The following is a 21,650-nucleotide window of genomic DNA, read 5'->3' on the forward strand; positions in this document are numbered from 1 at the left end:
CTATTCCAATTGACTATGGGAGCGGCGAGTCAGGAGCGCCAGGGCGCGGGGCGGCCCTGCAGCCACCACTCCATCCGCTTGGTGATCCACGGCAGCGCGAGGTAGGTCATCACCGGGGTCATCACGAGCACCACCGCGAGCACCCGCAGCGGCAGCGGCCAACCGGCGATGACGTGGCCGGCGGCCCAGTTGGCCAGCACGCTGAGCGGGTAGAACACCAGGAAGATCACGACCGCCTGCTTCCACCGCGGCGGGGCGGGCGGCGCCGGGCGCAGGTCGACCTCGTCGTACGTCGCCGGCGGGTCGAACCAGCCCTCGATGCCGGTCCGGCGCTCGACCCGCGACTCCCCCACCAGACCCTGCGCGGCACCGAGCCACCAGCGCCGCTGGTCCGAGGCCTCCCAGCCGGCCAGCGACGCGGCGTCGTCGAAGCGGTAGAGCATGTGCCACTCCTCGGAGTCCGCCGCCGGGCGCACCCAGCCGGACCCGAGGAAGCCGTCGAAGCGGGCGGCCAGGGCGGAGCCCGCCCGGATCCACGCCTCCATCTCGTCCTGGTGTCCGGGGCTGATGGTCCGGGTGATCGAGACGGTGACCGGGCTGCTCATGGAGCCATTGTCCTGGGGGTCGCGGTGAGGACCCGCATCGGCGTTTGGCACAGTGAGGCCATGCCGGAGTCTGCTGACCAGCTCTACGCCCGTGTGACCGCCGCGGCCGGGGAGGACGGGCGTCTGCCCGCTCCCGGCATGAGCGCGTGGGACATCTTCCCGTGGGAGGCCGTCGACGGCGCCGTCCTGCCGAAGGTGCTCGCCGCACCCGGTGCGGAGGCACCACGCGAGGGCGAAGCCGGTGGCAAGCCGTGCTTCGCGTGCAACGGCTTCCCGCCCGAGCGGGTCGTGTGGGAGGACGAGCACTGGGTGCTGCTGGCGGAGCCGAAGCCGACCGGGCTCCCGCTGGTGCTGGTCCTCTGGACCCGTCAGCACTTCGACATCGGCGGCTTCGACGACGAGCACGCCGGCGAGCTCGGCCGGATCGCCAACCGCCTGGTGCGGATCATCGAGGCGATGCCCGGCATCGGCCGCGTGCACGTCAACCGCTGGGGCGACGGGTCGGCCCACTCGCACATCTGGTTCTTCGCCCGGCCGCAGGGCTTCGAGCAGATCAAGGGCTCCTACGCCGTCGAGTGGGACGACATCCTGCCCCCGGTCGACGAGACGGCCTGGCGCGCGGATCTGCACACGGTCGCCACGAAGCTGGCCAACTGGGGCGGCACCGCACGCGCCTGACGGGCCATGTCGCGGGGCGGGTCCGCTGGCGCAGACTGCGCTCATGACCTTCCTCGCCGAGCCCCCGATCACGCCGCGGATCCAGGCGCTGTACGACGCCGACGTGGCGTCGTACGGCTACGTGATGAACCTCAACCGCGCGTGGGCGCACCACCCGGACGCCCACGACGCGCTCTTCGACCTGATCGGTGCGGTCGCCCGCGAGGGCGGGCTGTCGATGCGCGAGCGCGGCATCCTGGTGACCGCGTGCGCGTCGGCGATGGGTGACTCCTACTGCTCGCTCGCGTGGGGCGCCAAGCTCGCGCGCGAGTCCGACCCGGCGTTCGCGGCCGCGGCCCTCGGCGGTGCGGCCGACGGCATGACCGACGCCGAGCGAGCGATGGCCACCTGGGCGCGCAAGGTGGCCGCCGACCCCAACGCCACGACCGAGGCCGACGTCCAGGCCCTCCGCGACGCCGGGCTCGCCGACCGCACGATCTTCGCGGTCACCACCTTCGTCGCGCTGCGGATGGCGTTCTCGACCGTCAACGACGCGCTCGGCGCCGTACCCGACGACGAGCTCCGCGCCGCCGCTCCCGACGAGGTCGTCGACGCCGTGACCTGGGGTCGCTAGAGGATCGCGCCCGGCGAGTACGCCGCGGCCTCCGGGTGCCGCGCGGTCACCTCGGCGACCCGGCGCACCACGACCTGGACCTGGTCGACCGCGGCCCCGGTGAAGGTGATCGGCTCGGCCACCAGCGTCGCGAGCTGGTCGGCGGTGAGGCCGAGACGCTCGTCGGCGGCGAGCCGCGCGAAGACGTCGTTCTCCGTCTGGCCCTGGCGCATGTCGAGCGCGGTGCCGACCGCGGCCTCCTTGATCGCTTCGTGCGCGGCCTCGCGGCCCACGCCGTTGCGGACCGCCGCCATCAGCACCTTCGTGGTGGAGAGGAACGGCAGGTAGCGGTCGAGCTCGCGCTGGATCACCGCCGGGAAGGCGCCGAACTCGTCGAGGACCGTCAGGAACGTCTCGAACAGCCCGTCGGCGGCGAAGAACGCATCGGGCAGCGCCACCCGGCGTACGACGGAGTCGGAGACGTCGCCCTCGTTCCACTGGTCGCCGGCGAGCTCGCTGACCATCGAGAGGTGGCCGCGGAGCACCACGGCCAGGCCGTTGACCCGCTCGGCGGACCGGCTGTTCATCTTGTGCGGCATCGCCGAGGAGCCGACCTGACCCTCCTGGAAGCCCTCGGTCACCAGCTCGTTGCCGGCCATCAGCCGGATCGTGGTCGCGAGGTTGGACGGGCCGGAGACCAGCTGGACCAACGCGCTGACGACGTCGAAGTCGAGGCTGCGCGGGTAGACCTGGCCGACGCTGGTCAACGTCTGCTCGAAGCCGAGGTGGTGGGCCACCCGCTCCTCGAGCTCGCGCAGCTTGGCGGCGTCGCCGTCGAGCAGGTCGAGCATGTCCTGGGCGGTGCCCATCGGGCCCTTGATGCCGCGCAGCGGGTAGCGGGCCAGCAGGTCCTCGACCCGGGCCAGCGCCACCAGCATCTCGTCGGCGACGGTCGCGAACCGCTTGCCGAGCGTGGTCGCCTGCGCCGCCACGTTGTGGCTGCGCCCGGCCATCACGGTCGCCTCGTGCTCGGCGGCGAGGCGGGCCAGCCGGGCCAGCGCCGCCACGGCGCGATCCCGCACGAGCGCGAGCGACTGCTTGACCTGCAGCTGCTCGACGTTCTCGGTCAGGTCCCGCGAGGTCATGCCCTTGTGGATGTGCTCGTGCCCGGCGAGCGCCGAGAACTCCTCGATCCGGGCCTTCACGTCGTGCCGGGTGACCCGCTCGCGGGCCGCGATTGACTCGAGGTCGACCTTGCCCACGACGTCGCGGTAGGCCTCGAGCACCCCGTCCGGGACCTCGATGCCGAGGTCGCGCTGGGCCTCGAGCACCGCGATCCACAGCAGCCGCTCGAGGACGATCTTGTGCTCCGGTGACCAGATGCGGGCCAGTTCGGCGGAGGCGTAGCGAGAAGCGAGGACGTTCGGCACGGTCACGTGCCTCATCCTCCCACGACGGTTGAGTCGAGACTTCTGACGGTTCAATCGAGTCATCTTCTCTCTACTCGACCGTCAGAAGTCTCGACTCAACGGACGGAGGCGCCCTCGACCACGCCGAGCGGCTCGGCGGCGATGTCGCTGCGGCGCTGGAGCCCCTCGAAGGTGATCAGGTCGGCGGCCTCGTACGCCGTGGCGCGCGCGGCGGCGACGTCGGTCCCGAGGGCGCGGACGGCGAGCACCCGGCCACCGGCCGTCACCAGCGAGTCGCCGGAGAGCGCCGTGCCCGCGTGGATGACGTCGATGTCCGGCTGCCCGTCGGCGAGCTCGGCACCCACGATGACGTCGCCCGTGGACGACGACTCCGGGTAGCCGGCGGAGGCGAGCACGACGGTCACGGCGGCGACGTCGCGGAAGGTCGGTGCCGCCACGTCGGCCAGCCGGCCCTCGGCCGCGGCGGCGAGCAGCACGCCCAGCGGGGAGTCGAGCACCGCGAGCACGGGCTGGATGTCGGGGTCGCCGAAGCGGACGTTGAACTCGATCACCCGCGGGCCGGCGTCGGTGAGCGCCAGGCCGACGTAGAGGCAGCCCACGAACGGCGCGCCGCGCCGCTCCATCTCGGCGAGCGTCGGGCGCACGACCCGCTCGAGGACCACGTCGCCGAGGTCGGGCTGCGCCCAGGTCAACGGCGTGTAGGAGCCCATGCCGCCGGTGTTGGGGCCGCGGCCGCCGTCGAAGATCCGCTTGAAGTCCTGGGCCGGCTGCAAGGCGTACGCCGTGGCGCCGTCGCAGATCGCGAACACCGAGACCTCCGGCCCGTCGAGGAACTCCTCGACCACCACCCGGCCGCACGCCGCGGCGTGCGCGAGCGCCTCGGCCCGGTCGCGGGTGACGACGACGCCCTTGCCGGCCGCGAGCGCGTCGTCCTTGACGACGTACGGCGCGCCGAAGTCGTCGAGCGCCGCCTCGACCTCGGCGTCGGTCTCGCAGGCGCGGGCCCGGGCGGTCGGGACGCCGGCCGCCTCCATCACGTCCTTGGAGAAGGCCTTGGATCCCTCGAGCTGCGCGGCCGCACCCGACGGACCGAAGACGGCGATGCCCCGCTCCCGCACCGCGTCGGCCACGCCCGCGACGAGCGGTGCCTCCGGGCCGACGACGACGAGGTCGACCCCGAGCGACGCGGCGAGCTCGGCCACGGCGGGACCCGACATCGGGTCGACGTCGTGCAGCGTGGCGACGGCCGCGATGCCGGGGTTGCCCGGCGCGGCGTGCACCTCGCTCACCGCGGGGTCGAGGGAGAGCGCGAGCGCGAGCGCGTGCTCACGCCCGCCGGTGCCGATGACGAGGGTCCTCACGGACGACCACCCTAGGCGCGGCGCTCGATCGACTCCGCATAGGCCGAGGGGCGGTACCGCAGGATCGGGTCGTCCGAGAGCTCGATCCCGTCGACGACGCGGGTCGGGTCGAAGACCACCGGACCCTCGGCCTCCTGGTCCGGCAGGGCCTCCGTGACCTCGATCGTGCCGCCGAGCACCTCGCGGTGGTGCTTCCAGACCGACACCGCGCTGTGCGGGTCGTCGCCGTCACCGGCGACCTGGAGTCGTACCTCGAAGCGCACCGGCCCGCGCCAGCCGCGCCGCCATCTCGTCGAAGACCCGGTCCGGGCCGGCGAACGACCCGGCCGGCGGCTCACCGGGCTGGGCGACGAGCACGTAGCGGACCCAGGACAGGCGGTCGTCGGCGTCCCGCCAGCCGTAGGCGTGGATCGGGTAGTAGGACGGCTCGACGAAGCTCGCCGGCTTCGGCACCGCGCCGTTGCGGAGGCCGTCGAGCAGCGCCGGCGCCATCGACGGGTGCCGCAGCATGAAGAGCGGGAACGTCGCCATCCGGCGCGACGCCTCGGTCATCCTCACGAACATCTCGGGGTCGTCGGTCGGGAACCGTCGGGCCGTCTGCCCCAGCAGGTCGGTGGCCGTCCCGTCCGGGAGCCGGAACTTCACCGCCATCCCGCGGATGTCCGGGAGCGTGTCCGGGACGTCGGCGTTGCCGCCGGCATTGGACCAGCGCACCAGGACGGGCACCGACTCACCGGTCAGGTGCAGGGCGCGGCCGAGCGCGGCCGCCTCGGGGGTGGCCGTGAACGTGCCTGCGTAGAACCGCCCCTTGGCGTGCAGGGTGCGGTGCTTCTCCGGTCCGCGGAACGCCGCGCGCAGCCGGTCGACGGCCACGACAGGATCGAGCATGACCCGGACGCTAGCGGCTCAGATCAGCTCGTGTCTCACGACCGTCGCGTCCCGCGACGGGCCCACGCCGACGGCGGAGATCCGCGCGCCCGACATCTGCTCGACCGCCTCGACGTACCGCTGCGCGTTGACCGGCAGGTCGGCGAACGTCCGGGCGCCGGAGATGTCCTCAGCCCAGCCGTCGAGGTGCTCGAAGATCGGCGTCGCGTGGTGGAAGTCGGACTGGTTGACCGGCATCTCGTCGTGGCGGGTGCCGTCGACGTCGTAGGCGACGCAGACCGGCACCTTCTCGAGACCGGTGAGCACGTCGAGCTTGGTGAGCACGAAGTCGGTGACGCCGTTGACCCGGGCGGCGTAGCGGGCGATGACCGCGTCGTACCAGCCGCACCGGCGCGGACGGCCGGTCGTCGTGCCGAACTCGGCACCGACCGTGCGCAGGTGCTCGCCGTCGTCGTCGAAGAGCTCGGTCGGGAAGGGGCCCTCGCCGACGCGCGTCGTGTACGCCTTGACGATCGCGATGACCTGGGAGAGCCGCGTCGGCGGGATGCCCGAGCCGGTGCAGGCGCCGCCGGAGGTCGCCGAGGACGACGTGACGAAGGGGTAGGTGCCGTGGTCGACGTCGAGCAGCGTCGCCTGGCCGGCCTCGAGCAGGACGGTCTCGCCGCGGTCGAGCGCCTGGTTGAGCAGCAGGCCGGTGTCGCAGACCATCGGCGCGAGCCGGTCGGCGTAGGCCAGCAGCTCCTCGACGATCTCGTCGACCGTCGGCGGCCTGCGGTTGTAGATCTTGGTGAGCACCTGGCCCTTGAGGTCGAGGGCGCCCTCGACCTTCTGGCGCAGGATCTTCTCGTCGAAGATGTCCTGGACCCGGATGCCGATGCGGTTCATCTTGTCGGCGTACGTCGGCCCGATGCCGCGGCCGGTGGTGCCGATCCGGCGCGAGCCGAGGAACCGCTCGGTGACCTTGTCGAGCGTGCGGTTGTAGTCGGCGATCAGGTGCGCGTTGGCGCTGATCCTCAGCCTGCCCACGTCGACGCCGCGCTTGGTGAGCGCCTCGAGCTCCTCGAAGAGCACGTGCAGGTCGACGACCACGCCGTTGCCGATCACCGGCGTGCAGCCGGGGGTGAGGATGCCGCTGGGCAGCAGGTGCAGCGCGTACTTCTCGCTGGTGCCGTCCGGCTGCGGGATGACGACGGTGTGACCGGCGTTGTTGCCGCCGTTGAACTTCACGACGTAGTCGACGCGGGAGCCGAGGAGATCGGTCGCCTTGCCCTTCCCCTCATCGCCCCACTGGGCCCCGATGATGGCGATCGCCGGCATGCACTACTCCTCGGAGAAAGGAAACAGCTCCGGCACAAGCGCACCGGAGCTCTTGCGGCCACACGTTACCAAAGGGTGGTTCGGCTTCAGCGATCGTCGGCTAGGGTCCGCGGGTGGACCCGCTCCTCGTGATCACGAACGCTGAGGCAGGCACCGCCGACGAGGAGCGGCTGGGCGCTGCACTCGGCGTGCTGCGCGCGCACGCGTCCGTCGAGGTGGCGTCCACGTCGCGTCCGGGGGAGCTGGACGGCGTGCTGCACCGGGCCGGCTCGCGGCGGATCGTGGTGGTCGGGGGCGACGGCAGCCTGCACGCCGTCATCGCCGCGCTGCACCGGCGCCGCGACCTGGAGCGCGCGGTGCTGGGCCTGATCCCGCTCGGCACCGGCAACGACTTCGCCCGCGGGACCGGCCTCCCCCTCGACCCCGAGGAGGCTGCCCAGGTCGTCGTGCACGGCGTCGCGAAGCCGATGGACCTGGTGGTCGACGAGGTCGGCGAGATCGTGGTCAACAGCGTGCATGCGGGCGCAGGCGCCGAGGCCAGCCGCCGCGGCTCGATCTGGAAGGACCGGCTCGGCTCCGTCGGTGTCGGCCGGGTCAACCTGGGGCGGGTCGGCTACCCGATCGGCGCCGCCCTGACGGCGATCGACCCACCCACGGTGCGTGTCCGGGTCGAGGTCGACGGGCAGGTCGTCTGCGACGTCGACGAGCCCGTGCTCATGGTCGCGGTCGGCAACGGCCGGTCGGTCGGCGGCGGCACCGACCTGATCCCCGAGGCCGAGCCCCGGGACGGCCTCCTCGACGTGCTGGTCTCGCGGTCGACCGGGCCCCTGGCCCGGTGGCTCTACGGCTTCCGGCTCGGCTTCGCCAGCCACCACGAGCGCGACGACGTGACCTACCTGCGCGGCGAGCGGGTGTCGGTCTCCGGCGGGCCGTTCTGGTGCAGCGCCGACGGGGAGCTCTACGGCCCCGAACGGCACCGCACCTGGCACGTCGAGTCGGCGGCGTACCGCCTCATGCTGCCGTCCGGGGCCTAGACCCACCCGCGGCGCGCGGCCTCCACCCCCGCCTGGAACCTCGAGTCCGCGCCCAGCTCGGTCATCAGGTCCGCGACCCGCCGGCGCACGGTGCGCAGGCTGATGCCGAGCTTGCGCGCGATCTGCTCGTCGTGGGCGCCGGCGGCGAGCTGCTCGAGGAGGAACCGGCGCAGGTCCAGCCGCGGCTCGTCGCCGTCGAGGAGCGGCACGGCGGCCCGGCCCCACAGCTCCTCGAACCACAGCCGCATCGCCGCGACCAGCCCGCTCTGCTGGACCACCGTCAAGGGCAGGTCGGCCAGCCCCAGGGGCTCCGGGACGACCGCGTGCGAGTCGCCGATGACCAGCAGCCGGGTCGGCAGCTCGGGGAGCACGCGCACCTGCTCCCCGGCGCGCAGCCGGGCGGCGAGCTGGTCGGGCGCGTCGTGCAGGACGCGGACGGGGTAGATGGCCCGCGAGCCACGGCCGCCGGCGATGATCTCGGCGACGAGCTCGACCATCCTGGCCTCGCGCCGGTCGCGCCACTGGTCGGGCCGCAGCCACATCAGGTCGCCGTCGCTGGCGAGCATGGCGGAGCGCACCCGCTCGAAGACGTCACCGGGGCCGACCCAGACCTCCCCGCGCACGGACTCCGTGAGCGGGTCGTCGTGCCCGCTGGCGAGCTGCCGCTCGTCGGCGAGCACCTCGATCGCGCGGCCGACGCCACCGAGCAGGCGCTGCGCGCGGCCGGCGTACGCCGCCTGCACCTCGACCTCGCGGCGCAGCGTCTCGATCGGGGTCGCCACGTCGAGCCGGTCGCCGCGCAGCCGGACGATGCCACCCTCCACCAGCGGCTCGACCTCGGAGAGCAGCTCCTCGGGGGTGCGCAGCATGGCGGCGGCGATCCGCGCGATCTCCCGGCCCGACTGCGGGCGCAGCCGCGTGTAGAGCTGGTCGAGCTCGGTCGAGTAGCCGAGCGCCGTCAGCAGCGTCGTCCCCGCGGCGGCCATACGTGGCATGTTAGTGCCAGTGGCCGCTTTTCTCCGGCTGGCACGGAGCGGCCAGTGCCACGATGCCAGCACGCGCGGGGCCACGAGAGCCATCTCGGGGCGCGACAGGCCCGTGCACGACCCACATCGGGGGATGAGGTCGTGACGGGGCCGACCCGCGCAGGAGTGCCGGGCCGCCACTGGGCGGTGGCCCGGCACTCCTTCATCTCCGGTGCCCGCTGACCGGTAGCGTTGGCCGTCCCCCCCGACGAGCACCGCAGGAGCACCACCGATGGCACGAGGCGCGCAGTCCGGCGAGCCCCACGACTGGGTCACCCGCGCGGCGGACGACGCGATCCGGCACGCCCACGACACGCACGGCGAGGACCGGGTCATCACCTGCGCGTCCGGCGCCAGCCCCTCCGGCCCCATCCACCTCGGCAACCTGCGCGAGTTCATCACCCCGCACTTCGTCGCCGAGGAGATCCGCCGCCGCGGCCTCGCGGTCCGCCACCTGCACAGCTGGGACGACTACGACCGCTTCCGCAAGGTGCCCGCGGGCGTCGACCCGTCCTGGGCCGAGCACATCGGCCGCCCGCTGTCCGCCGTCCCGGACCCGTGGGCGTGCCACCCGTCCTGGGCCGAGCACTTCAAGGCCCCGCTGCGGGCGGCGCTGGCCGAGATGGGCATCGAGATGGAGGAGGTGTCACAGACCGAGCAGTACGCCTCCGGCGCCTACACCGAGCAGGTCCTGCACGCGATCCGCCACCGCGACGTGATCGAGGAGGTCCTCGGCAAGCACCGCACCAAGAAGGCCGAGCCCGAGAACGAGCAGGAGGCCGCCGCCCTCGAGGACTCCGTCGTCGAGGACGAGGACGAGCCCGCCGGCACCGGCGACCTGGCGCGCTTCCCCTACAAGCCCTACTGCCGCGAGTGCGGCCGGGACACCGTCGAGATCACGGCGTACGACGACGAGACGACCGACCTCTCCTACACCTGCTCGGCGTGCGGATTCACCGGCGTCACCAACGTCGCCACGCAGCACGAGGGCAAGCTGGTCTGGAAGGTCGACTGGCCGATGCGCTGGGCCTACGAGGGCGTCGACTTCGAGCCCGGCGGGCTCGACCACTCGACGCCCGGCTCGTCGTACACGGTCGGCAAGGAGCTCGTGAAGCGGGTCTTCGACTTCCGGGCCCCGTCCTACGTCGCCTACGCGTTCGTCGGCTTCGCCGGCGTGCAGAAGATGTCGTCCTCCGCCGGCGGCGTGCCGACGGCGGCCGACGCGCTGCGGATCCTCGAGGCGCCAATCCTGCGCTGGCTCTACGTGCGCCGGCAGCCCAAGCAGGCCTTCAACATCGACTTCGGCGCCGAGGTCGTGCGGCTGTACGACGAGTGGGACGCCCTGGGTCGCAAGGCGGCCGAGGGGACGAAGCGCGACGCCCAGGTGCTGGCCTTCGAGCGCGCCTCGTCGACCGCGTCCGCCGGGCGGCTGCCGACCCCGCGCGTCGTGGTGTCCTTCCGGCTGCTGTCGTCGGTCGCCGACGTCACCGCCGGCAGCGCCGAGCTGATCAGCCGGATCGTCGCCGACGTCGGCTACGCGCACGACTCGGTCGACGACCTCCAGCCCCGGCTCGGCCGGGCGATGGCCTGGATGTCCGACTTCGTGCCGGCCGAGGAGCGCACCACGGTCCGCGAGCGGCCCGACGCGGAGCGGCTGGCCTCGCTGTCCGAGGACGAGGAGATCTGGCTGCGCCAGCTGCTCGACCGGATGCCCGACCATCTCGAGCTCGACGCGACGACCGAGCTGATCTACGGCGTGCCCAAGCTCGCCCGCGGGCTCGGGCTCGACGACGCCCCGACCGACCAGGTCAAGCAGGACCAGAAGGACTTCTTCCGGCTGCTCTACAACCTCCTGGTCGACGCGGACCGTGGCCCGCGGCTGCCGACGCTCTTCCTCGCGCTCGGCGCGGAGAAGGTGCGGTCGCTGCTGACCCCGCCGGCCTAGCCGACCAGCAGCGCGGCCGGCAGTCCGAGCAGCGCGACCAGCCCGGTGGCGGCCGCTGCCAGGATCAGCAACGGAGCCCCCGTGCGCCGCAGGGTCCCGACGTCGAGGCTGCACCCGAGGGCGAACATCGCCATGGCGAGCGCGCCGCTCTGCACGACCGTGGCGGCGCCCAGCACCGGCGCGGGGAGCGCGGCGCCGACCACCGCGCACGCCAGGAACGCGACGACGAACGCCGGCACGAGCGGCGGCCGGACCCCTGCCGCTCGCCGCGACCGGTAGGAGATGACGGCCAGCACCGGCGCCAGCATCAGCACCCGGGCGAGCTTGACCGCGACCGCCACCTGCAGCGCCAGGCCGCCGACCAGACCGCCGGCGACGACGACCTGCCCGACCTCGTGGATCGAGGCACCCGCCCAGGCGCCGGCGGCGGCCGGGGTGAAGCCCAGCGCGACGGCGCCGAGCGGCAGTGCCAGCATCACCGCGCTGCCGCAGACGACGACGAGGGAGACGACCGTGGCGACGTCCTCCTCTCGCGAGCGGCGCACGCCCTCGACGGCACCGACCGCGGCGGCGCCGCAGATCGAGAAGCCGCAGGCGACGAGCAGCGCCTGCTCCGGAGGTACGCCGAGCGGCCGGGCGAGCGCGAGGGTGCCGCTGATGCCGAGCACCACCACGGCCGCCGCGACCAGCAGGACCGGCCAGCCGAGCGCCACGATCTCCGGCAGCACGAGCTGCAGGCCGAGCAGGGCGACGCCGACCCGGAGCACCTGGCGCGACGCGACCCGCAGGCCCGGCCGCATGCTGCTCGCAGCGCCCCCTCTGGCGGCGAGCAGCATGCCGAGCAGGATCGCGACGAGCGTCGGGCTCAGCGCCGGGACCGTTGCGTGCAGGAGCAGCGCGAACCCGCCGCCGGCGGCGGCGAGCGCGAGTCCGGGCACGAGACGGGCGACCACGGCTCCAGCCTCGGGCGACGGCGGGCGCGCCGGTAGCCGTCGATCCGGCCCGGGCCCATATCATCGATGCATGAGTGCTCGGCCCGACGTGACCGCGCTCGACCTCCTCGTCCGGGTGGCGGCGACCGGGTCGCTCGGCGCCGCGGCGCGCGAGGTGGGGATCGCGCAGCCCAACGCCAGCCGGGCCCTGAGCCGGCTGGAGCGGCAGCTCGGGCTCGCGCTGCTGGTCCGGACTCCAGCCGGCTCACGCCTGACCACGGAGGGCGAGGTGGTCGTCGCGTGGGCGCGCGACGCGATCACCGCGCTCGACCGGGTCACCATGGGTGCCCGGTCGCTGGCCGACCAGCGGGCGGCACACCTGGCCGTCGCCGCGAGCCTGACGGTCGCGGAGTACCTCGCGCCGCTGTGGCTGGCGAGGTTCCGGCGTACCCACCCCGAGCTCCGCGTCAGCCTCGAGGTCGGCAACTCCGCCGAGGTGGTCGGCCAGGTCGAGCGCGGCCGGGTCGCGCTCGGGTTCGTGGAGTCCCCGAGCGTCCCGCGATCGGTGGCGTCGACCACGATCGCCCGCGACGCGCTCGTCGTGGTCGTCGGGCCGGACCATCCCTGGGCGCGGCGGCGTACGCCGCTCGCCGCGTCCGACCTCGTCACCGGCGACCTGGTGCTCCGCGAGGCCGGGTCCGGCACCCGGGAGACGCTGGTGCGCGCGCTGGCCCGGGAAGGCCTCGAGCTCGGGACGTCACGCCTGGAGCTCGCCAGCACGGCCGCCGTGAAGGCGGCGGCCGGGGCGGGCGAGGCGGCCGCCGTCCTGAGCGAGCTGGCGGTCACCGCCGAGCTCGCGACCGGACAGCTGGTCGCCGTCCCGGTCGACGGCCTCGACCTCACCCGCGCCCTGCGGGCCGTCTGGCTCCCGGACCGCCGGCCGGCGGGCGCCGCCGCCGACCTGGTCCGCGTGGCGCGCGGCTAGTCCTCGGCGCCGAGCAGCACGTCGTACCCGGCGGGGCTGGACTCGCGCAGGAACGTCGAGCAGCGCTCCCACTCCTCGTCCTCCCCGATCGCCTCGGCGGCGAGCGCCAGCAGCGCGAGGCAGGTGAGGAAGCCGCGGTTGGGCTCGTGCTCCCACGGCACCGGGCCGTGCCCCTTCCAGCCGTTGCGGCGGAGCAGGTCGAGGCTGCGGTGGTAGCCGACCCGCGCATACGCGTAGATCGTGACCGGGTCCTCCTCGGCCTCCGCCGCGAGCGTCGCCAGCGTCGCCCAGGCCACGGGCGACGCGGGGTGCCGACGGACGACGTCCATCGCGTCGGCGCCGGGGACCAGCTCGGCCGACGCCGGGTCCTCGGGGAGCAGGGTCGGCGGCGGTCCCGCCATCAGGTCGTTGCCTGTCAAGGAACTCATGGAGCGATTGTCCATGGTGAGGTGTTGACTTCTCCTGTGACCGACACCCACACCCCCGCGGCGCCCGCTCCGGTCAGCGACAAGAGGCCCTGGCCGGCGCTCTTCGCGCTCTGTCTCGGCTTCTTCATGATCCTCGTCGACATGACGATCGTGCAGGTCGCCGTGCCGGCGATCATCACCGATCTCGACGCCGACGTGAACTCCGTGGTCTGGGTGAGCAGTGCCTACCTGCTCGCCTACGCCGTCCCGGTGCTGATCACCGGCCGGCTCGGCGACCGGTTCGGGCCGCGCCGGCTCTACCTCACGGGCCTCACGGTGTTCACGCTCGCCTCGCTGTGGTGCGGACTCACCGGCACCATCGAGATGCTGATCCTCGCGCGCACCGTGCAGGGACTCGGCGCGGCGCTGATGACGCCGCAGACGATGGCGATCATCACCCGGATCTTCCCGGCCGCCGAGCGCGGCAAGGCGATGGCGCTCTGGGGTGCGACCTCGGGCGTCTCGATGGTGGTCGGCCCGCTGCTCGGTGGCGTGCTCGTCGACGGCCTCGGCTGGGAGTGGATCTTCTTCGTCAACGTGCCGGTCGGCATCGTCGGCTTCGTGCTCGCGATGCGACTGGTGCCCGTGCTCGAGACCCACCAGCACTCCTTCGACTGGCTGGGCGTCGCGCTGTCCGGCGTCGGCATGTTCCTGCTGGTCTTCGGCATCCAGGAGGGCCACCAGCAGGACTGGGCGGGCTGGATCATCGCGATGATCGTCTCGGGACTCGTCGTGCTCGGGCTCTTCGTGCTCTGGCAGGCGCGCAACAGCCGCGAGCCGCTGGTGCCGCTCAGCCTCTTCAAGGACCGCAACTTCTCGGTCGGCAACATCGCGATCAGCGTGATGGGCTTCTCGCTCACCGCGATCGGCTTCCCGCTGATGATCTACGCCCAGGCCGTGCGCGGCTACACCCCCACCGAGGCGGCGGCCCTGCTGGTGCCGATGGCGATCATGGTGATCCTGCTGGCGCGCCCGGTCGGCCGGCTGACCGACTCCGTCCACCCCCGCGTCATCGTCGGCACCGGCTTCGCCGCGATCGCCACGTCGTTCTTCTGGCTGGCCAGCCAGATGACCCCCGACTCGGCGGTCTGGCAGCTGGTGCTCCCGATGATCCTGATGGGCGTCGGCAACGCCTGCATCTGGGCGCCGGTGTCGGCGACCGCGATGCGCAACCTGCCGCTGACCCAGGCCGGGGCTGGCTCGGGCGTCTACAACGCCACGCGTCAGGTCGGCGGCGTGCTCGGCTCGGCCGCGATCGCGGTGCTCATGGACTCCCGGCTGGCCCACTTCGGCCTGAGCGGGGCGACCAACCCCGAGGCGGGCGGCGGCGGCACCATGCCCGCTCAGGTGGCCGACGAGTTCGCCAAGGCGATGGCCCAGTCCCTGCTGCTGCCCGCGGTCGTGCTGCTGCTCGGCCTCGCGGCCTCGCTGTGCTTCGAGCGGCCCCGCCACACGGGCTTCCCGGCGGCGGCTGCGGCCGCGCCGGAGTAGCAGCGGACGTCATACGGACAGTGCGTCCCTTGCCACTGTCCGTATGACGTCCGGCCGAGGATCAGCCGATCGACTTGCCCGCCGACCGCAGGTTCTCGCACGCCTCGACCACGCGAGCGGCCATGCCGGCCTCGGCGGCCTTGCCCCAGGCGCGCGGGTCGTACTGCTTCTTGTTGCCGACCTCGCCGTCAACCTTGAGGACACCGTCGTAGTTCTGGAACATGTGCGCGGCGACCGGGCGGGTGAAGGCGTACTGGGTGTCGGTGTCGACGTTCATCTTGACCACGCCGTAGTCGACGGCGGCCGCGATCTCCTCGGGCAGCGAGCCCGAACCGCCGTGGAAGACGAGGTGGAACGGCTTGGCGCCGTCCTCGAGGCCGAACTCGGAGACCACCGCGGCCTGCGCCTCCTTGAGCACCTCCGGGCGCAGCTTGACGCCGCCGGGCTTGTAGACGCCGTGCACGTTGCCGAAGGTGAGCGCGGTCATGTAGTAGCCGCGGTCGCCGTACCCGAGCGCGCGCGCCGTCGCGATGGCGTCCTCGGGGGTCGAGTAGAGCTTCTCGTTGATCTCGTTCTCGACGCCGTCCTCCTCGCCGCCGACCACGCCGACCTCGATCTCGAGGATGACCTTGGCCTTGATGCAGCGGTCGAGCAGCTCCTCGGCGATCGCGAGGTTCTCGTCGAGCGGCACCGCGGAGCCGTCCCACATGTGGGACTGGAACAGCGGTGCCTCGCCCCGGGAGACGCGCTCCTCGGAGAGGGTCAGCAGCGGCCGCACGAAGCCGTCGAGCTTGTCCTTGGGGCAGTGGTCGGTGTGCAGCGCGATGTTGACCGGGTAGTTCTTCGCGACCTCGGCGGCGTACGCCGCGAACGCGACGGAGCCGGCCACCATGTCCTTGACCGACGGGCCGGAGAGGTACTCGGCACCGCCGGTGGAGACCTGGATGATGCCGTCCGAGCCGGCGTCGGCGAAGCCCTTGAGGGCGGCGTTCAGGGTCTGCGAGGAGGACACGTTGATCGCCGGGAACGCGAACGCGTTGCCCTTGGCGGTATCCAGCATCTCGGCGTACTTCTCGGGGGTGACGATGGGCATGAAGGCTCCTCAGGCGATCTCGGCTCTGCTCCGACCCTAGTGGCTACCGGCGGGTCCTCCGAGGGCCGGTCGCCCCCCGATCAGGGACCTCCGACCCCGGACGCAACGAAATCGGCGCCGGGAGCGTCTCTAGGGGTGAGGGCCGGTCAGGACGGCCGTCACGACCACGGGGAGACGGGTTCATGAGCATCGACATCGCGGAGTTCATCGACGCAGAGGTGGAGCGGTCCGTGCGCGAGGACCGGGCGCGCGAACGCCGGGAGGCCCGCCGTCCCCTCCCGTGGCAGGAGTGGCTCCGGCACCCGATCGAACGCGCCCGCCCCGAGGAGCCCCGCCGCTAGCGTGAGGGCATGTCCCTCGTCGGCCGGTACGTCGCCGTCGTCGGCCCCGCCGACGGAGCCCGGCCGACCGACCTGAGCCACGCCGAGCAGGTCGGCCGGGAGCTCGCCGCGACGGGGGCGGTGATGCTGACCGGCGGCCACCACGGCGTGATGGAGGCCGCCGCCCGCGGCGCTCGGGCCGCGGGCGGGGTCTCGATCGGGCTCCTCCCGGGGCTCGACCGGGCCGCGGGCTCACCCGAGCACACCTATCTCCTGCCGACCGGTCTCGGCGAGCTGCGCAACGGGCTGCTCGTGCGCGCTGCCGACGCCGTCGTGGCGGTCGGCTGCTCCTGGGGCACGCTCAGCGAGATCGCGCTGGCCCGGCGCACCGGCGTCCCGCTCGTGCTCCTCGACCCGTGGGAGCTCCCCGAGGACGTCGGCGTGGTCGCGTCCGATGCCTCGGCCGCGGTCGCCTGGGTCAGCACCGTCCTGCGGCCACATGGCCATTAAATCGATCGACTTTCACACATCGAGCCCGGCCGAGCCCTAGCCTGGCGCCGTGCCTCGCATCCTCGGCGGCATCGCCGCCCTGCTCGTCGGTGTCGGCCTGGTCGGCTCCGGGACCGCCGTCGCGGTCGACGACCCGGCCGCGAGCGGCGCCCCCGCCGTCGGCTCGTGCTTCGCGGTCACCGCTGGCGAGGCCGCCGACGCCTGGCTCGACCAGGCCCCCGTCGACTGCGCCGCACCGCACACGGCGCAGGTCGTCGCGACCGGGATGCTGCCCCCGCCCCTCACCTGGGACCACCCGCAGGAGCAGCTCCTCGACGTGATGTCCGAGCAGTGCTGGCTGGCGCTGTTCCGCAAGGTCGGCCGCAACCCGCTCCTGCTCCTCCGCTCGCAGTACTCGGTGATCTTCTTCGGCCCGGACCCCGGCCAGCAGGCGGCGGGCGCGCGATGGTTCTCGTGCCACGCCGTCGTGGCGGAGGACGACCGGCTGGGGGAGCTGCCGAACCCGCTCCCCCGGCTGAGCAACCGGCTCCCCGACTCGGTCGCCGCCTGCCTGACGAGGAAGGCGGCCCACACCACGTGCGCCGACGCGCACGCGTGGCGGTCGTCCTACGTGTTCTTCGCGCGCGGGAGGACCACCCAGCGCAACATCAGGCTGATGGCCGACCAGATCTGCCCGGGCAGGGTCACGACCCCCCGGTGGTCCTTCACCTGGGTGGACGTGCCCGGCCCCGCGTACGTCATGGCCTGCTACTCCCAGACCAGGCGCTGACCCACCTAGCCCCGCCAGGCGTCGTCGCCCGACAGGTCGGCGTGCTGGCGGACCCAGGCGTGCATCGCGATCGCCCCGGCGGCCGAGGCGTTGATCGAGCGGGTGGACCCGAACTGGGCGATCGAGAACGTCGCGTCGCAGGCCGCCCGCGCGCCCGCGGAGAGGCCCGGGCCCTCCTGGCCGAAGAGGAAGCAGACCCGGCGCGGCAGGGAGGTCGTCTCCAGGTGCAGCGAGCCAGGCAGGTTGTCGACGCCGTAGAGCACGACGCCCCGATCGTGGAGGTAGGCCGCCAGCGACGCGACGTCCGGGTGGTGGCGCACGTGCTGGTAGCGGTCGGTCACCATCGCGCCGCGCCGGTTCCAGCGCCGGTTGCCCACGATGTGCACCTCGGCCGCCAGGAACGCGTTCGCCGAGCGCACGATCGTCCCGATGTTGAAGTCGTGCTGCCAGTTCTCGATCGCGACGTGGAAGTCGTGGCGTCGGGTGTCGAGGTCGGCGATGATCGCCTCGACCGTCCAGTACCGGTAGCGGTCGACCACGTTGCGGCGATCGCCCTCGGCCAGCAGGCGCGCGTCGTACTGCTCACCCTCGGGCCACGGCCCCTCCCAGGGCCCGACGCCGACCTCGGCCGGGCCGTGCGGCATCGGGTCGTACGGCGCCCGGGCACCCTCCGCCTGCTGACCGTCCGCATCCACGTGCGAAACGGTAGGGGATCGATCCCGATCACCTGGGTACAGGCAGGTACCGTTAGGGCGTGATCGACGTCCTCGCGCAGCAGCCGCTGCTGTTGGGCATGGACTGGATGGACCCGGCGTGGCTCCTGGACCGGTTCGGAGCCGAACTGTTCTGGGTCAGCCTGGTGATCATCTTCATCGAGTGCGGGCTGTTCTTCCCGTTCCTGCCCGGTGACACCCTGCTCTTCGCCCTCGGCCTCTTCATCAACTCCGAGGCCATCGACCTCTTCCCGGGCGGTCCGGTGGTCGAGCTGCTAATCGCCTTCGTGCTGCTCACGGCGTCGGCGTTCCTCGGCAACGTGGTCGGCTACGAGATCGGCCGGGCCATCGGGCCGCCGCTCTACGAGCGCGACGGCCGGCTCCTGAAGAAGAAGTACTTCGACCAGACCCATGCGTTCTTCGAGCGGCACGGCAACAAGGCGCTGGTGATCGGCCGCTTCGTGCCGTTCGTGCGCACGTTCATCACCGTGGTCGCCGGGGTGACCCGGATGAACCGGCGCCGGTTCTTCGTGTGGAGCTTCGTCGGCGCCCTGCTCTGGGTCGGCAGCATCCTGCTGCTCGGCTACACGCTCGGCCAGGCGTTCCCGGGCCTCGGCGAGAACATCGACAAGGCGATCCTCGTCATCCTCGCCTTCACCGTCGTCCCGATCGCGTGGGAGTGGTGGCGGCACCGTCGCACGTCGAGCCGCCGGGCCGATGACAACGACGGCGACGGCGTGCCCGACCTCGACATCATGGGCATGGACACCACCAAGCACGACTGAGCGCCGCGCCCGGGTGCTACGCCCGGGCGGCGTCCAGCTGGGCCTTGGTGAGCACCGGGCGCACCTCGAGGCCGACGTCGGCGAGCGGGTTCTCCCCCGCCGGGCTCCGGTCGATGGCGCAGACCACGACCTCGACGATCGCGCCGGCCTCGCGCAGTGCCCGGGTCGCGTCGCGGACCGCACCGCCGGTGGTGACGACGTCCTCGATCAGGGTCACCCGCCGGCCGGCGACGTCCTGGCCCTCAGCGAGCTTGCACGTGCCGTACTCCTTGGCCTTCTTGCGCACGAAGAGCGCGGGGCGGCCGGTCAGGCTGCTGACCATGGTCGCGATCGGGACGCCGCCGAGCTCGAGGCCGCCGAGGAGGTCGGTGTCCTCGGGGAGCAGGTCGACCATCTGCTGCGCGACGCGCGCCAGGAGCGCGGGGTCGGCCTCGAAGAGGTACTTGTCGAAGTACTCCGTCGCCTGCTGACCCGACCGGAGCGTGAACTGCCCCGTCAGTCGGCAGAGGGCGTCGATGTCGGCTGCGAGCGTCTCGTCCACGGCCCCGAGGTTACCGAGGCTAGGGTCGGCACATGCTGGCGCACCGCCTCGAGGGCATCCCGCCGACGATCTTCACGACGATGTCCGCGCTCGCGGCACGGACCCAGTCGGTCAACCTCGGGCAGGGCTTCCCCGACGTCGACGGTCCGCCGGAGGTGATCGCGCGTGCGGTGCACGCGCTGCACAGCGGGGCGAACCAGTACGCCCCCGGCCCCGGCGTACCCGAGCTGCGCCAGGCGGTCGCCCGCCACCAGGTGCGTCACTACGGCCTCGAGCTCGACCCGGACTCGCAGGTCGTCGTGACGACGGGCGCCACCGAGGGCATCGCCGCCGCGCTGCTCGGGCTCGTCGACCCCGGTGACGAGGTCGTGGTGCTCGAGCCCTACTACGACTCCTACACCGCGATGATCCAGATGGCCGGCGGCGTACGCCGCCCGGTGACGCTGCGGGCCCCGGACTTCCGCCTGGACGTCGACGAGCTGCGGGCGGCCGTGACGCCCCGGACCCGCTTCGTGCTGCTCAACTCCCCGCACAACCCGACCGGCACCGTGCTCACTCGCGCGGAGCTGCAGGCGGTCGCCGACGTGGCGATCGCGCACGACCTGGTGGTGATCACCGACGAGGTCTACGAGCACCTCGTCTACGCCGGCAGCGAGCACGTGCCGATCGCGACGCTGCCCGGCATGTTCGAGCGGACCCTGTCGCTGTCGAGCGCCGGCAAGTCCTACTCGTTCACCGGCTGGAAGGTCGGCTGGGCGACCGGTCCCGCGCCGCTGGTGGGCGCGGTGCTCGCCGCCAAGCAGTGGTTGACGTTCACCTCCGGCTCGCCGCTCCAGCCCGCCGTGGCCCTCGCGCTCGACGAGGCCGGGGAGTTCCCGGCCTCCCTCGCCGCGGAGCTCGGCGCGAAGCGGGACCTGCTCTGCGCCGGACTGGCCGAGGTCGGCCTCGACGTGCGCGTGCCCGAGGGCACCTACTTCGCGACGACCGACATCTCCGCCCTCGGCTGGGCGGACGGCACGGCGTTCTGCCTCGCACTCCCCGAGCGAGCCGGCGTCGTGGCGATCCCCACCCAGGGGTTCTACGACTCCGACGCCGGGCGCCACCTGGTCCGGTGGGCCTTCTGCAAGGACCGGACCGTCATCGAGGAGGGCCTGGCCCGCCTCGCCCGGGCGGACCTATCGGCGTAGCGGGGGACGGTTGAACCAGAGACCGACCTCGGAGCGCAGCAGCAGGGCGATGGTGGCGACGCTGGCGCCGAGCGGGAGCAGCAGGACGACCGCACCGACGGCCGCACCGACGAGGCAGGCGGCGCTCGCCGCGGCGGCCGAGACCAGCAGCACGATCCGCGCCCAGGCCGCGCCTCGGAGCACGAAGAGCGCGATGCCGGCGGCGGCGAGGCACCACAGGCCGATGCCGCCGATGAGCAGGTAGGTCGCCACGACCAGCATCTGGTCGGTCACGCCCTGGGCGGCGAGGTCGGGGCTCTGGCGGTGCGCCTCGTCGAGCATGACGTCGGTCCGCACGGCCAGCACGACACCGCTCCCGGCCAGGCCGAAGAGCGTCACTCCGGTGGCGACCCAGGTGAGCACGCACGCCCACAGCACCGCGCCCGGGCGCCGCTCGTCGCGCGGGTACGCCGCAGCGCCCGGCGCGGCCGGCACCGAGGCCGCCGGGCTCGCCGGGGACGCCCCGCCCGGCGTCGGCGCGGCGACGGCGGCCGGCCGCTCGGGCGGGGTGGTGCCGTCGAACCACGCGCGGGCCGGCTGCAGCCACAGGATCGCCGCGGACGCCGCGATCACGGAGGTGACGAAGCCGCCGGTCACCATGCCGGCGAGGAAGATCGGCACCGCGAGCACGGTCACGGCGAGGCGGGCGCTGCGGCTGCGGCGCAGCACCTGGTAGCCGAGGATGCCGGCGGCGGTCGCGCAGCCCGCGGTGACCATCGCGGCGGTGCGGATCAGGCTGAGCGCGCCGTCGACGTCGAGCCCGAGGCCGGAGCCGGGCTCACGCGACAGGAACTGCTCCACGGCCTGCCGGCTCTCCAGGCTGTGCAGCGCCGACAGCCGGTCCGCGACGAGCAGGACGGCGAGCGCGGACCCGGCCATGAGCATCCACCCCGCCAGGGTCACCTGGCGGGGCCGGCCGGCGTTCGGGTCGCTCATGCAGCCC

General features: G+C 73.0%; 24 protein-coding genes. 11 read left to right on the top strand and 13 right to left on the bottom strand.

The window, feature by feature from the left end; all coding sequences use genetic code 11:
• Positions 1–29: 29 nt before the first annotated feature.
• A complete protein-coding gene (locus tag HZF07_RS13155; RefSeq protein WP_157342232.1) occupies positions 30–605 on the bottom strand; it encodes an antibiotic biosynthesis monooxygenase in 576 nt (191 codons plus the stop codon).
• 60 nt (positions 606–665) lie between these two features.
• Here HZF07_RS13155 and HZF07_RS13160 point away from each other — a divergent pair, with 60 nt between their 5' ends.
• Together HZF07_RS13160 and HZF07_RS13165 are read left to right on the top strand one after the other, a co-directional pair.
• Positions 666–1,283: a hypothetical protein gene (locus HZF07_RS13160; protein WP_157342234.1), complete on the top strand. Its 618-nt coding sequence runs from the start codon at positions 666–668 to the stop codon at positions 1,281–1,283.
• A gap of 43 nt (positions 1,284–1,326) precedes the next feature.
• Complete coding sequence (locus tag HZF07_RS13165) at positions 1,327–1,896, top strand: carboxymuconolactone decarboxylase family protein (RefSeq protein ID WP_181645155.1); 570 nt, start codon at positions 1,327–1,329, stop codon at positions 1,894–1,896.
• Here HZF07_RS13165 and purB read toward each other — a convergent pair.
• The 5 genes from purB to HZF07_RS13190 all read right to left on the bottom strand — a co-directional run bounded on the left by purB (position 1,893) and on the right by HZF07_RS13190 (position 6,871).
• Positions 1,893–3,311 (bottom strand): adenylosuccinate lyase, encoded by a 1,419-nt coding sequence (gene purB, locus HZF07_RS13170; RefSeq protein ID WP_396954810.1) that lies wholly within the window; start codon positions 3,309–3,311, stop codon positions 1,893–1,895. The two genes, HZF07_RS13165 and purB, sit on opposite strands and share 4 nt — an antisense overlap.
• A gap of 89 nt (positions 3,312–3,400) precedes the next feature.
• On the bottom strand, positions 3,401–4,666 hold the full coding sequence (gene purD, locus HZF07_RS13175) for a phosphoribosylamine--glycine ligase (protein ID WP_181645156.1): 1,266 nt from the start codon (positions 4,664–4,666) through the stop codon (positions 3,401–3,403).
• An 11-nt stretch (positions 4,667–4,677) separates the two neighbouring features.
• Entirely contained in the window at positions 4,678–4,929 is a 252-nt protein-coding gene (locus HZF07_RS23925) for a catalase family protein (protein ID WP_181645157.1), read from the bottom strand.
• Positions 4,895–5,554, bottom strand: coding sequence for a catalase (locus HZF07_RS13185; RefSeq protein WP_157342238.1), 660 nt, complete (start codon positions 5,552–5,554; stop codon positions 4,895–4,897). The genes HZF07_RS23925 and HZF07_RS13185 overlap by 35 nt, the downstream gene beginning before the upstream one ends.
• An 18-nt stretch (positions 5,555–5,572) precedes the next feature.
• Positions 5,573–6,871: an adenylosuccinate synthase gene (locus HZF07_RS13190; protein WP_157342240.1), complete on the bottom strand. Its 1,299-nt coding sequence runs from the start codon at positions 6,869–6,871 to the stop codon at positions 5,573–5,575.
• A 113-nt stretch (positions 6,872–6,984) separates the two neighbouring features.
• Here HZF07_RS13190 and HZF07_RS24465 point away from each other — a divergent pair, with 113 nt between their 5' ends.
• Complete coding sequence (locus HZF07_RS24465) at positions 6,985–7,905, top strand: diacylglycerol/lipid kinase family protein (protein WP_309504723.1); 921 nt, start codon at positions 6,985–6,987, stop codon at positions 7,903–7,905.
• Here HZF07_RS24465 and HZF07_RS13200 read toward each other — a convergent pair.
• Positions 7,902–8,891 carry a helix-turn-helix domain-containing protein gene (locus HZF07_RS13200; protein ID WP_157342243.1) on the bottom strand — a complete coding sequence of 330 codons (990 nt, stop codon included), beginning with the start codon at positions 8,889–8,891 and terminating at the stop codon, positions 7,902–7,904. The two genes, HZF07_RS24465 and HZF07_RS13200, sit on opposite strands and share 4 nt — an antisense overlap.
• A 271-nt stretch (positions 8,892–9,162) precedes the next feature.
• On the opposite strand from HZF07_RS13200, the gene lysS reads away from it, so the two are divergent.
• Positions 9,163–10,875: a lysine--tRNA ligase gene (lysS, locus tag HZF07_RS13205; protein WP_157342245.1), complete on the top strand. Its 1,713-nt coding sequence runs from the start codon at positions 9,163–9,165 to the stop codon at positions 10,873–10,875.
• Here the strand turns inward: lysS and HZF07_RS13210 are convergent.
• On the bottom strand, positions 10,872–11,828 hold the full coding sequence (locus tag HZF07_RS13210; protein WP_181645158.1) for a YeiH family protein: 957 nt from the start codon (positions 11,826–11,828) through the stop codon (positions 10,872–10,874). The genes lysS and HZF07_RS13210 overlap by 4 nt on opposite strands.
• A 70-nt stretch (positions 11,829–11,898) precedes the next feature.
• Between HZF07_RS13210 and HZF07_RS13215 the strand changes: the two genes are divergently transcribed.
• Positions 11,899–12,792, top strand: coding sequence for a LysR family transcriptional regulator (locus tag HZF07_RS13215; protein WP_157342247.1), 894 nt, complete (start codon positions 11,899–11,901; stop codon positions 12,790–12,792).
• Here the strand turns inward: HZF07_RS13215 and HZF07_RS13220 are convergent.
• Positions 12,789–13,220, bottom strand: coding sequence for a DUF3151 domain-containing protein (locus HZF07_RS13220; RefSeq protein WP_157342249.1), 432 nt, complete (start codon positions 13,218–13,220; stop codon positions 12,789–12,791). The genes HZF07_RS13215 and HZF07_RS13220 overlap by 4 nt on opposite strands.
• A gap of 36 nt (positions 13,221–13,256) precedes the next feature.
• Here HZF07_RS13220 and HZF07_RS13225 point away from each other — a divergent pair, with 36 nt between their 5' ends.
• Complete coding sequence (locus HZF07_RS13225) at positions 13,257–14,750, top strand: DHA2 family efflux MFS transporter permease subunit (RefSeq protein WP_181645159.1); 1,494 nt, start codon at positions 13,257–13,259, stop codon at positions 14,748–14,750.
• A gap of 61 nt (positions 14,751–14,811) precedes the next feature.
• Here the strand turns inward: HZF07_RS13225 and fbaA are convergent, their stop codons facing one another.
• Positions 14,812–15,843 carry a class II fructose-bisphosphate aldolase gene (fbaA, locus tag HZF07_RS13230; protein ID WP_157342253.1) on the bottom strand — a complete coding sequence of 344 codons (1,032 nt, stop codon included), beginning with the start codon at positions 15,841–15,843 and terminating at the stop codon, positions 14,812–14,814.
• A 182-nt stretch (positions 15,844–16,025) separates the two neighbouring features.
• On the opposite strand from fbaA, the gene HZF07_RS13235 reads away from it, so the two are divergent.
• From HZF07_RS13235 to HZF07_RS13245, 3 genes are read left to right on the top strand one after another with little or no spacing between them, the layout of a single operon-like run.
• On the top strand, positions 16,026–16,184 hold the full coding sequence (locus HZF07_RS13235) for a hypothetical protein (protein WP_157342255.1): 159 nt from the start codon (positions 16,026–16,028) through the stop codon (positions 16,182–16,184).
• 9 nt (positions 16,185–16,193) lie between these two features.
• Positions 16,194–16,673 (top strand): SLOG cluster 4 domain-containing protein, encoded by a 480-nt coding sequence (locus tag HZF07_RS13240; protein WP_157342257.1) that lies wholly within the window; start codon positions 16,194–16,196, stop codon positions 16,671–16,673.
• 49 nt (positions 16,674–16,722) lie between these two features.
• Positions 16,723–17,442: a hypothetical protein gene (locus HZF07_RS13245; protein ID WP_157342259.1), complete on the top strand. Its 720-nt coding sequence runs from the start codon at positions 16,723–16,725 to the stop codon at positions 17,440–17,442.
• A gap of 5 nt (positions 17,443–17,447) precedes the next feature.
• Here HZF07_RS13245 and HZF07_RS13250 read toward each other — a convergent pair whose 3' ends face one another.
• On the bottom strand, positions 17,448–18,086 hold the full coding sequence (locus tag HZF07_RS13250) for a TrmH family RNA methyltransferase (RefSeq protein ID WP_157345215.1): 639 nt from the start codon (positions 18,084–18,086) through the stop codon (positions 17,448–17,450).
• A gap of 110 nt (positions 18,087–18,196) precedes the next feature.
• On the opposite strand from HZF07_RS13250, the gene HZF07_RS13255 reads away from it, so the two are divergent.
• Entirely contained in the window at positions 18,197–18,940 is a 744-nt protein-coding gene (locus HZF07_RS13255) for a DedA family protein (RefSeq protein WP_309504724.1), read from the top strand.
• A 16-nt stretch (positions 18,941–18,956) separates the two neighbouring features.
• On the opposite strand, the gene pyrE is transcribed toward HZF07_RS13255, so the two are convergent.
• The gene (gene pyrE / locus HZF07_RS13260) at positions 18,957–19,481 is read right to left on the bottom strand and encodes an orotate phosphoribosyltransferase (protein ID WP_309504725.1); all 525 of its coding nucleotides are present in this window, start codon (positions 19,479–19,481) and stop codon (positions 18,957–18,959) included.
• Between the two features lie 32 nt (positions 19,482–19,513).
• Here pyrE and HZF07_RS13265 point away from each other — a divergent pair, with 32 nt between their 5' ends.
• Positions 19,514–20,668, top strand: a complete 1,155-nt coding sequence (locus tag HZF07_RS13265; RefSeq protein WP_157342261.1) for a pyridoxal phosphate-dependent aminotransferase — start codon at positions 19,514–19,516, stop codon at positions 20,666–20,668.
• Here the strand turns inward: HZF07_RS13265 and HZF07_RS13270 are convergent.
• Complete coding sequence (locus tag HZF07_RS13270) at positions 20,657–21,643, bottom strand: hypothetical protein (protein ID WP_157342263.1); 987 nt, start codon at positions 21,641–21,643, stop codon at positions 20,657–20,659. The two genes, HZF07_RS13265 and HZF07_RS13270, sit on opposite strands and share 12 nt — an antisense overlap.
• Positions 21,644–21,650 lie beyond the last annotated feature (7 nt).

Source organism: Nocardioides agri, from assembly GCF_013778305.1.
Lineage (GTDB): Bacteria > Actinomycetota > Actinomycetes > Propionibacteriales > Nocardioidaceae > Nocardioides > Nocardioides agri.